This window comes from Collinsella sp. D33t1_170424_A12, assembly GCF_015554865.1.
Taxonomy (GTDB): Bacteria; Actinomycetota; Coriobacteriia; order Coriobacteriales; family Coriobacteriaceae; genus Collinsella.
Window position 1 is genome coordinate 1 of sequence record NZ_JADNJJ010000076.1, and the last position, 10,292, is coordinate 10,292.

9 protein-coding genes are annotated in these 10,292 nt (G+C 65.8%); all 9 read right to left on the reverse strand.

Annotated elements, in window-relative coordinates; translation table 11 throughout:
- On the reverse strand, positions 1-473 hold a 473-nt coding region (locus I2E26_RS03695), incomplete at its 3' end, for a CHC2 zinc finger domain-containing protein (RefSeq protein WP_370551434.1).
- On the reverse strand, positions 466-1,509 hold the full coding sequence (locus I2E26_RS03700; protein ID WP_370551435.1) for a riboflavin kinase: 1,044 nt from the start codon (positions 1,507-1,509) through the stop codon (positions 466-468). The genes I2E26_RS03700 and I2E26_RS03695, both read right to left, overlap by 8 nt.
- Positions 1,509-2,441 (reverse strand): tRNA pseudouridine(55) synthase TruB, encoded by a 933-nt coding sequence (gene truB, locus I2E26_RS03705; protein ID WP_195419652.1) that lies wholly within the window; start codon positions 2,439-2,441, stop codon positions 1,509-1,511. Before truB ends, I2E26_RS03700 begins: the two co-directional genes overlap by 1 nt.
- Complete coding sequence (locus I2E26_RS03710) at positions 2,434-3,489, reverse strand: bifunctional oligoribonuclease/PAP phosphatase NrnA (protein ID WP_195419653.1); 1,056 nt, start codon at positions 3,487-3,489, stop codon at positions 2,434-2,436. The genes truB and I2E26_RS03710 overlap by 8 nt, the downstream gene beginning before the upstream one ends.
- Positions 3,482-3,916 (reverse strand): 30S ribosome-binding factor RbfA, encoded by a 435-nt coding sequence (rbfA, locus tag I2E26_RS03715; RefSeq protein WP_147588379.1) that lies wholly within the window; start codon positions 3,914-3,916, stop codon positions 3,482-3,484. Before rbfA ends, I2E26_RS03710 begins: the two co-directional genes overlap by 8 nt.
- A 15-nt stretch (positions 3,917-3,931) precedes the next feature.
- The gene (infB, locus tag I2E26_RS03720; protein ID WP_195419654.1) at positions 3,932-6,616 is read right to left on the reverse strand and encodes a translation initiation factor IF-2; all 2,685 of its coding nucleotides are present in this window, start codon (positions 6,614-6,616) and stop codon (positions 3,932-3,934) included.
- A gap of 67 nt (positions 6,617-6,683) precedes the next feature.
- Positions 6,684-7,952, reverse strand: coding sequence for a transcription termination factor NusA (gene nusA, locus I2E26_RS03725; protein ID WP_147588381.1), 1,269 nt, complete (start codon positions 7,950-7,952; stop codon positions 6,684-6,686).
- Positions 7,952-8,452, reverse strand: coding sequence for a ribosome maturation factor RimP (gene rimP / locus I2E26_RS03730; RefSeq protein WP_195419655.1), 501 nt, complete (start codon positions 8,450-8,452; stop codon positions 7,952-7,954). Before rimP ends, nusA begins: the two co-directional genes overlap by 1 nt.
- Positions 8,453-8,641: 189 nt before the next feature.
- Positions 8,642-10,292, reverse strand: a 1,651-nt coding sequence (leuS, locus tag I2E26_RS03735; RefSeq protein ID WP_195419656.1) for a leucine--tRNA ligase, incomplete at its 5' end; no start/stop codon positions are given.

The window sequence follows — 10,292 nt, forward strand, 5'->3', positions numbered from 1 at the left end:
CGGCCCGGAGCATAACCCAGTCGGTACCGACGGCATACGTCGCCACCGAGCTCGCGTTGCTTGCAATACTCGCGGCCGCGACCATCTTTTCCCCGCATGAGCATGGTGTGGTAGAACAGCGACGTCTCCTCGCACACGTCGACGAGACGGGAACGCTTGGTACCCTGGCGCGCGGAGCGCGTCTCCTGGATCTCGATGCCCGCGCGGTCAGCGAGATAGCGGATGGCGTCGGGAAAGCTGAGGTTCTCGCGCTTCATCACGTACGTGAACGCGTCTCCCCCCTCGCCGCAGCCGAAGCAATGCCACACCTGCGTCGCGGGGATAACGTGGAACGACGGGGTTTTCTCTCCGTGAAACGGGCAGCATCCCCATAGGTCGTTGTTGCCGCGCGGTTTAAGCACGACGGTCTCCTGGACGAGCTCGACCAGATCGGTGGCGTCGCGGACGCGATCCTTCTCCTCGTCGCTAATCACGGGCGATCACCGTCCGGGCATCACCGAGTAGCGCCCGCGTGGTATCGATATCGCCCTTGACCGTTGCGATGAGCTCGTCGACCGACGCGAACGAACCGGACAGGCGCAGCCGGCGGTCGAACAGAATCGCGATCTCGCGACCGTAAAGGTCGCCCGAATAGCCAAGAAGATTCGCCTCGAGCCCCGCCGACAACGAGCTCGTCGAGAACATGGGCGGAATGCCGACGTTGATGGCGGCGGTCCACACCTCGTAGCCAGCCTCCTCGTCCAACACGGCGAACCCGGCGTAGACGCCATCGAGCGGCATGCGAATGCCGCGGGGAACCTCGATGTTAGCGGTGGGAAAGCCCATACCCGTTCCCTGCCCGCGGCCAGCGCGAACGCGGCCGCGCACCAGGTAGCGGCGGCCGAGCTCGGCGGCAGCGGAGCGAACGTCGCCGTGTGCGACCAGCTCGCGGATGCGCGTCGCGGTAACGGCGGACGCGCCATCGCGAACCAAGTCGTGGCCGACCACCTCGATTCCGCGCTCGGAGCCCCATGCCGAAATGACGTCGACGGTCGAGGCGCCGCGCGCACCCAGGCGAAAGTCACTGCCCACGTGAACCGCGCGGACATCGAGGGCCGGCGCGAGCACGTCGCCGAAGAACTGTTCGTGGCCCAGGCCGGCAAGGGGCATCGTGAACGGGACGACCACGACCGCGTCGACACCGCTCGTGGCAAGGGCGCGTAGACGGTCGCAGCGAGCGCTCAGCTTGAGCGCCGGATGGCTGCTGACGACCTCATCGGGATCGGGATCGAACGTCACGGCGACTGCAGCCACGCGATGGTCGCGGGCATAGGCTACGGTGCGGCGAAGAAGCTCCTGATGGCCGATATGGCAGCCATCGAAAGCACCGATGGCGACGGCGCACGAAACGGGCTCGGACGGAATAGACGGCGCCTGCGCACCGGGCTCGCCATAAGCAGCAAGGCGGTACACCGGCGCAGCGGGGCGCAGGCAGCACAGATCGGCAGCAAGCGAGGAGGCATCGACCACTATGAACGCACCCCCTCGATCCCCTGCGGAAACACCTGCTCCATAACGAACCAGCCAGCCTCCACGCGCGCGAGGGCGCGGAGCTGGCGGTCATGCACCAACCCGACGCGCGATCCATCTTCCAGGCGGCTGGCATTCGAGCAGGCAACGCGTCGGCCGAGCAGCACATCTTCAAGCATGGAGTCGGAAAGCGCAACAGGCTCCAAACCCAATACGGACACGGGGTCGAGGGCCCGCTCGCGCGCAAGCTCGGCATCGAGCACGTCGACCGGCAGGCACGAGCCGAGCCCGACGCCGCCCGAAGCCGTACGGCGAAGCGCGGAGACGTGCGCCGCTGAACCCGCTGCGCGGCCGATGTCGCGGGCGAGCGCGCGGATATAGGTGCCCTTGCTCACCGTAAACACAACCGTCCAGGTAAGCTGGCCATCCTCCTCGTCGCGAAGAGCGATGAGGTCGGCGGACCGAACCTCGATGGGACGTGCGGGCAGCTCGACCTCGTCGCCTGAGCGGGCGCGCTTGTATGCCCGGACGCCGTCGACGGAAATCGCGGAGAAGGCGGGGGGAACCTGCTCGGAACGGCCGAGGAACCCCTGCAGGACGGCACGGGCAAACGCAGCGTCGCGCAGGCGCGGGTCGACGGGCGCCGTGCGCGTGGGCTCGCCCTCGGCGTCGTCGGTATTGGTCTCGAAACCGAAGCCGATGTCGGCGATATAGCTCTTTTCGTCGAGCGTGAGCTGGCCGAGCAAGCGCGTAGCTTGACCGATGCCGACAAGCATCACGCCGGTGGCCAGGGGATCGAGCGTGCCGGCATGGCCGACGCGGCGCTCGGACACGCTACGACGAACGCGGGCCACAACGTCATGCGACGTGCAGCCCAGCGGTTTATCGAGTGCGAGAAGCAGATTGAGTTGCGATGGTTTGCGTTTAGCCATGGACGTCCCCTGTGTCGCAAGCGCTATCGGGCGCGCAGACAAGCGCCTCGAGCTGTGGAAGAATCGAATCGAGCACATCTTCGACCGACCTGCCCTCGACCGTGAAGCCCGCAGCGGCGGAATGGCCCCCGCCGCCGTGTTCGACGGCGATGGACGAGATGTCCCAATGCCCCTTGGAGCGAAGGTTTCCGCGGATCACACCGGGCTCGGTCTCCTTCAGGAACAGGCACACCTGGCTCCCCTGAACCGTGCGCACCACATCGACCAAGCCGTCGCACTCATCGGACGACACCCCGCAGCTCGAGAGGTCGGCGGCGTACGCGTAGCTAAACGCCACGCGTCCACCCGCGCGGGTTCCGATGCGTCCCATGACGATCGACTCGAGGCGAAGGTACTCGATGCGCTGGCTCTGGTAGACCTCGAGAGCGATGCGCGCGGGCTCGGCGCCGGCATCGACCAGGCGCGAAGCGCAGGCGAACGCCGACGGGTTGGCATTCTGGTACTGGAACCTACCCGTATCGGTAACCAGGCCCGTCATGAGGCAGGTTGCGATCTGCGGCGTGCAGGGGTACCCCGCGGCCTCGAGCAGCTCCTCGACAAGCACGGCGGTGGCGGCTGCGCTGGTGACGCGCACCGAAGCGTCGCCGAATTCATCGTGAGAAGGATGGTGGTCTATGACGACGCGACCGAGTGCGCGCTTTGCAACGGCGGCGGAATCGGCAAGTCGGCTCAGGACGGGAACGTCCACCGAGATAAACAGATCGGGCTTCTCGGTATAGCGCGACGCGGGAACCATATCGCAGGTGCCCTCCATGAAACGGTAGACGCGCGGAACCGGTGCGTCATCGGCCAATAGGAAGACGATCTGCTTGGAAGGAAACGCCATCCTGAGCGACAGACCCAATCCAAGGGCAGAGCCCAGCGCATCGCCATCCGGGTTGGTGTGACCCGAGATGGCGATGGAGCGGGCTCCTTCGATGTGCTCGATGACCATATCCCACATATCGGGAGTGGTGCTGCGCGCCATGCACCGCGAGGTGCTACTCATGCGACTCCTCATCGATAGCGTTCGCAACGTCCCCATCGGCCACCGCGGACTGAACGGGATAGCCCTCCTCGTCCTTCTCGACGGCGAGCGTCTCGGGAACGTTCTCCAGGGCGCGGGCGATGCGCTCCGCCTCGTCCGTCGAGCGATCGATCCTGAAATCGAGCTCGGGCGTCACGCGCCAGTCGAGCGTTCGGGCCAACAGGCTGCGCATGCGGCCCTTGGCAGAGGCGAGCGCCTCGAGCACCTCCTCGTAGCGATCGCCATCGCAGGTCACGAAGATACGCGCGAACGAGCGATCGATGGAGACCTCCACCCCGGTGATGGTGACCAGGTCGAGCCGGGGATCGGAGATCTCGAACAACAGGATATAGCCGAGCTTCTCGCGAAGCTGTTCGCCGAGCCGGCGGGTTGCATTGTTCTGCTTCACGGTAGCCCTCCTTCGCTACTCGGTACGGGCGACCTCGATGATCTTGTACGCCTCGAAGACGTCGCCCACCTTGATGTCTTGGAACTTCTCGATGCCCAGACCGCACTCGTAACCGTTCTTGACGGTCTTGACATCGTCCTTGAAGCGGCGCATGGAACCGAAGACGCCGTCGAAGATGACGACGCCGTCGCGCACGACGCGAACCTTGTCGTCGCGGCTGATCTCGCCCTCGGTGACCATGCAGCCCGCGATGAGGCCGGCCTTGGGCACGCGGAACGTGTCGCGGACCTCGGCGCAACCGGTCTGGACCTCTTCCTCGGTGGGAGCCAGCATGCCGATACGGGCGGCATCGATGTCCTCGATCGCCTTGTAGATGATCGAGTACGTCTTGATCTGCACGCTCTCCTTCTCCGCGGCGTCACGGGCCTTGCCCTGCGGGCGCACGCCGAAGCCGATGATGATGGCGTTGGACGCGGCTGCCAGCGAGACGTCGGTCTCGGAGATGGCGCCGACGGCGGAGTGGATGATGTTGATGCGGACCTCGGACTGGTCCATCTTGCCGATGGAGTCGGCCAGAGCCTCGATGGTGCCCTGCGTATCGGCCTTGACCACCAGGTTGAGCTCCTTGAGCTCGTTCTGGCTCATCTCCTCGAACAGGGTCTCAAGGGTGACGTGCTTGACCTTGTTCTGCTCCTCGATGCGCGCCTTGAGCGAGCGCTCGTCGGCGAGGTTGCGCGCATCGCGCTCGTCCTCGAAGACGCGGAACTCGTCGCCGGCGGCGGGAACGGAGTTGAGGCCCAAGATCTCGACGGCATCGGAGGGACGCGCCTCGTCCTTGTGCTGGCCGTGCTGGTCGAGCATGGCGCGGACGCGACCGTAGCTCGTACCGGCGACGATGGTGTCGCCCACGCGCAGGGTACCGCGCGTCACCAGGACGGTGGCCACGGGACCGCGGCCGCGATCGAGCTTGGCCTCGATGATGTTGCCCGAAGCGAACGTATCGGGGTTGGCCTTGAGCTCGAGCACGTCGGCCTGCAGGATGATGGTTTCGAGCAGCTCGTCGATGCCGATGTTCTTCTTCGCCGAGACGTTGACGAACATGTTCTGGCCGCCCCACTCCTCGGGGATGATACCGTACTCGGTGAGCATCTGGCGAACGCGGTCGGGATTGGCCTCTTCCTTGTCGCACTTGTTGACGGCGACGATGATGGGCACGTCCGCCGCCTTGGAGTGGTTGATAGCCTCGATGGTCTGGGGCATGACGCCGTCGTCGGCAGCGACGACCAGCACGACGACGTCGGTGATCTTGGCGCCGCGGGCACGCATGGCGGTAAACGCCTCGTGGCCCGGGGTGTCGACGAACGTGATCTGACGGCCGTTGATCTCGACCTCGGAAGCACCGATGTGCTGGGTGATGCCGCCGGCCTCGCCGCTCCACACGTTGGTATGGCGGATGGCGTCGAGCAGGCTGGTCTTACCATGGTCGACGTGGCCCATGACGGTGACCACGGGCGGGCGGGGCTTGAGGTCCTTGGGATCGTCGTAGAAGCTGAAGGAGTTCTCCTCCTCGGCGGTGACGATGCGCACCTTGCGACCCATGTCGTCGGCCACGAGCTCGACGAGGTCGTTGCTCATGGTCTGCGTCATGGTAAGCGGCGTGCCCAGCAGGAACAGGCGCTTGATGATGTCGTTGGCGGAGACGTCGAGCGCCTCGGCCAGCTCGGCTACCGTGATGCCCTCGGAAACCTTGACGGCATCGAGGTCCTCGGGGTTGATGCCCTGGGCCAGGGCCTCCTCGAGCTTGCGCTCCTCGGCGGCAGCGGCGGCCTCGGCCTGACGCTTCTCCTTACGCTTCTTGCGGCGGCCGGTGGACTCGCGCGAAGCCTCCTCGACGGCGGCACGCGCCTGCTCGAGAACCTTCTCGCGGCTATATTCCTCCGCCTCGCGCGCCATGCGCGTGTAGCGGTCTTCCTCGACGTGCTGGGCGCCCTTGCGCTTCTTACCGCCCTTGGCGGCCTTGTCGGGGTTGGGGAAGTCGACGCCCGCGGGGACGGACGGCGCGGCGCTGGAGCGACGCGGGGCGGACGAGCGTTCGGAGCGGTCGTCGCGGCCGCCGCGCTCGCCGCGAGCACCGCGACCGCGACGGGCGGGACGCTCAGCTGCGGCGGCGGACTGCTTCTTCGCGTCCTCTTCCTTCTTCTCCTTCAGCACGACCTCCTGGGCCGCGATCTGGTCGAGCAGGGAGCGGAAACGCGAGCCGGAATCGGAAGCGGGAACGGCGCGGCGCTTAGCCTCGAGCTCCTCCTGCTTGATGCGCTCGCGCTCGCGGCGGGCGGCCTCGCGGGCCTCCTCCTCGGCAGCCGCGCGCGCGGCCTCCTCGGCGGCCTGGGCGGCAAGGGAGAGACGGCGCTCTTCCTCGCGACGGGCCTCGGCGGCCAGACGCTCCTCCTCGGCCTTCGCCTTGGCAGCAGCCTCCTCGGCGGCAGCTGCCTCCTTCTCGGCGTTCTTCGCGGCCTCGATCTCGGCCGCGCGGGCCTCGAGCACCGGGGCGAGCTTCTTCTTCACCATGGAAACGTATGCGTCCTCGAGCGCGCTCGACGCCGACTTCGCGGGGATCTTCATCTCGGCAAGATGGTCCAGGAGCTCCTTGGACGTCATGCCGAACTCTTTGGCCAGGGTTGAAACGCGAACTTTCGCCATACGCCATTCACCTACCTCTCAAGCACATGCGTGCTCATACAAAACAAAACGGGCAGCGCATAACACGCTAGATGAGGTCGTCAGCCTCGTCGATGATGTCGGACGCGGAGTCGACGAGCTCGATGTCGTCGTGGACGCCGCAGAAACGAGAGCCGGGACGGGCCTGGTTGCGGCAGCGAATGCCGTCTTCGCCCACGTGCGCGCAGCGCTCGGGCTCGTCATCCTCGACCGGAGCCAGCAGATCCTCCTCGGGAGCGGCGGGCACGGGCACGTTCTTAAGGATATCGGCAGCAAGCGTCTCGTTCTTGATATCGATGTGCCAACCGGTGAGACGCGCGGCAAGACGGGCGTTCTGGCCCTCCTTGCCGATGGCGAGCGAAAGCTGGTCGTCGGGGACGATGACGCCGGCGTAGCTCTTCTCGGCATCGATGAGCACGCGGCTCACCTTAGCCGGCGACAAGGCGTTGGCAACGTAGACGGCGGGGTCGGCATCCCACAGGATGACGTCGACGCGCTCGCCGCGCAGCTCGGAGACGACGGCGCGCACGCGGCTACCCTTGGGGCCGACGCAGGCGCCCACGGGATCGAGGCGGTCGTCCAGCGAGTGGACGGCGACCTTGGAACGCATGCCGGGCTCGCGCGCGATGGACTTGACCTCGACGGTACCCTCGTAGATCTCGGGAACCTCCTGCTCGAAGAGGCGACGAATCAGCGCGGGATGGGTACGGGAGACCACGATGGGCGGACGGGAGTGCTCGCCGCGGACGGGCTGCAGGTTGGAATTGGGGTCGCGCACGTCGATGATCACGGCCTTGAGGCGCTGGTTGTGCGAATAGCGCTCGCCCTGCGGACGCTCGTTGCGCTCGCCCTCGTAGCGACGCTGGTCGAAGTGCGGCAGCTCGGCCTCGACGCCCTCGCGGATCTTCACGATGGTGAAGTCGGGCGTGGACTGCAGGACGGTACCGTTGATGATGTCGCCGATACGGCCGGAGAACTCCTCGAAGATCTGCTCGCGCGCGGAGTTGCGCACGATGGCGTTGATCTCCGCCTTGGCATGCTGGGCGGCGATACGGGAGGTGTCGCGCGGGGTGACGTCGATCTCCTCCCACTCGGTGTAGTTGCCCTCTTCGTCCATGGAATCATCGATGGGGATGAGCTTGTAGACGTAGATCTTGCCGGAAGAACGATCGATGGTGACCTTCGCACCCCAATCGAGATGCAGGATCTCGGCGTAGCTCTTGGCCAGCGACTGCTCGAGGCGGTCGATGAGGTAGAGCTGGTCGATGTGCTTCTCCTGGCAAAGCGCCATCAGCGCGTCCATCATATCGGATGCCATTAGTTCTCCTCCTTCTTGGACTTGAAGTCGAACACCGGCTTCAAGACGCACTTCTTGACTTCTGCAAAGGGAATGGTGACGGTGTCGGGGTCCTCGCCGTCAAGCGAAAGCGTGACGTCATCGGGCGTCACCGCTGCGATGGCGCCCTTGAAGGCGCGGCGACCCTGCGTGGCCAACGTGGTGAGCTCGACCTGCTCGCCCGTGAAGCGCTCGAAATCGCTCGGACGGCGCAGCGGGCGCGCCATGCCGGGGCTCGACACCTCGAGCGTGTAGGAACCCGAGATGGGGTCCAGGCCCTCGACGCAATCGGACACCCAAGCGTTCTGCGCGGTCACGTCGTCGAGCGAGATGGCCTCGCCGTCCAAGCGATCGATGCGAACGCGAACGCACGGCGCCTTGGTGGCGCCCACAACCTCGACATCGACGATATCGATGCCGTGCACGGATGCGACCTCCTCCAGCGCGTCGATGATCGACTGCTCGAGCTTGCTCTTGACCATGCAACACCTCCTCATACAAGAAAGGAAGCGGGGCCGAAACCCCACTCCCTCTTACGAAACAGCTTCAATTACGTGATAACTGTACCATGAACGCCAACTACGTGCAAATATTCGGCGAAACCACCCGGTTTTCAGGATGAACGGAGTGGAACTCATCACAAAGTAAACACGTACAGCAGCTCCCGTGGCTTATTTGACAACCAGGTTGACCAGCTTGCCGGGCACGCAGATGGCTTTGACGACCGTCTTGCCCTCGATATGCTTGGACACGGCGGCCTCGGCGGCGGCCTGCATGGCGGCGGCGTCGGCACCGGCCGGCACCATCACGCGGGCGCGCATCTTGCCAAGCACCTGGACGGCGATCTCCACCTCGTCGGCCGCGGCCTCGGCGACGTCGAACTCGGGCCACGGGGCGGTGTAGACGCTCCCCTCGCGGCCGAGGGCCGCGTGCCACAGCTCCTCGCACGCGAACGGGCAGATCGGAGCCAGGACGGAGACGATGTCGGTAGCGATCATCTCCGTGAGCGCGGCATCGCGTTCGTGGACGGCAACAGCGTTGAGATAGGCGTTCGCGGCGTTCACGAGCTCCATCATGGCCGAGATGGCGGTGTTGAACTGGCCGCGATCAAAGTCCTCGGTGCAGCGGGCGAGCGTGCGATGGCGCTCGCGGTAGAGCTCGAGCGCGGGCTTGGAAAGGGCCGCCTTGTCGAGCGCGGCGCCGTTCCCAGCCGTCTCGACGAGCTGCCAAACCGTACGCCAAGCGCGCTTGATGAAACGGTTGGCGCCCTCGACGGCCTTGGGGTCCCAGTCGAAATCCTTCTCGGGCGGGGCGATGAACAGAATCGCGAGGCGCATCGTGTCGGCGCCGAAGGGCTCGATGACCGAGCTCGGGGGCACGACGTTGCCCTTGGACTTGGACATGGTGTCGCCGTTCTCATCCTTCACCATACCCTGGCACAGCAGGTTGGTGAAGGGCTCGTCCACGTCGAGCAGGCCCATGTCGCGCAGCGCCTTGGTGAAGAAACGGCTGTAGAGCAGATGCAGGATGGCGTGCTCGATGCCGCCGATATAGTTGTCGACCGGCATGAAGCGGTTGGCCGCCTCGCGCGAGAAGGGCAGCTCGGTGTTGTGCGGGTCGGTATAGCGCAGGTAGTACCAGCTGGAGCACGTAAAGGTGTCCATGGTGTCCGTCTCGCGACGGGCGGGCGCGCCGCACACGGGGCAGGTGCACTCGTAGAACTCGCGGCACTCGGCAAGGGTCTCGCCGGCGCCGAGGTCGAGGTTCTCGGGCAGCGTCACGGGCAGCTGATCGGCGGGCACGGGAACGATGCCGCAGTGCTCGCAGTGGATGGCCGGGATGGGGTTGCCCCAGTAGCGCTGACGGGAGATGAGCCAGTCGCGCAGGCGATACTGGACCGAGCGCTTGCCGGTGCCCGCGGCCTCGAGGTCGGCGACGATGGCCGCCTCGCCCTCGGAGTGTTTGCCGCCCGTCATGCCGGTGTACTTGCCGGACTGGACCAGCGTGCCCTCGCAGGTGAGCGCCTCGTCCCAATCGACGGAGGTCACGCGGGTGCCCCGCTCGTCCTTGAGGTCCTCGTACAGCGGGTCGTCCTCGGAGAGGATGATCGGAACGATAGGCAGGTCGTACTTCTTCGCGAAATCGAAGTCGCGTGCATCGCCGCACGGAACGGCCATGACGGCGCCGGTGCCGTAGTCGGAGATGACGTAATCGGCAACCCACACGGGGACCTTGGCGCCCGAAACGGGGTTGATGACGTAGCGGCCCGTGAAGGCACCGTGCTTCTCGAGCGTGCCCTGGGCGCGCTCGACAGCGGAGATA

Coding starts and splice junctions, on each gene's coding strand:
- truB (WP_195419652.1), bottom strand. CDS start 2,441: ATGGCTAAACGCAAACCATCGCAACTCAATCTGCTTCTCGCACTCGAT.
- I2E26_RS03710 (WP_195419653.1), bottom strand. CDS start 3,489: ATGAGTAGCACCTCGCGGTGCATGGCGCGCAGCACCACTCCCGATATG.
- infB (WP_195419654.1), bottom strand. CDS start 6,616: ATGGCGAAAGTTCGCGTTTCAACCCTGGCCAAAGAGTTCGGCATGACG.
- nusA (WP_147588381.1), bottom strand. CDS start 7,952: ATGGCATCCGATATGATGGACGCGCTGATGGCGCTTTGCCAGGAGAAG.
- rimP (WP_195419655.1), bottom strand. CDS start 8,452: ATGGTCAAGAGCAAGCTCGAGCAGTCGATCATCGACGCGCTGGAGGAG.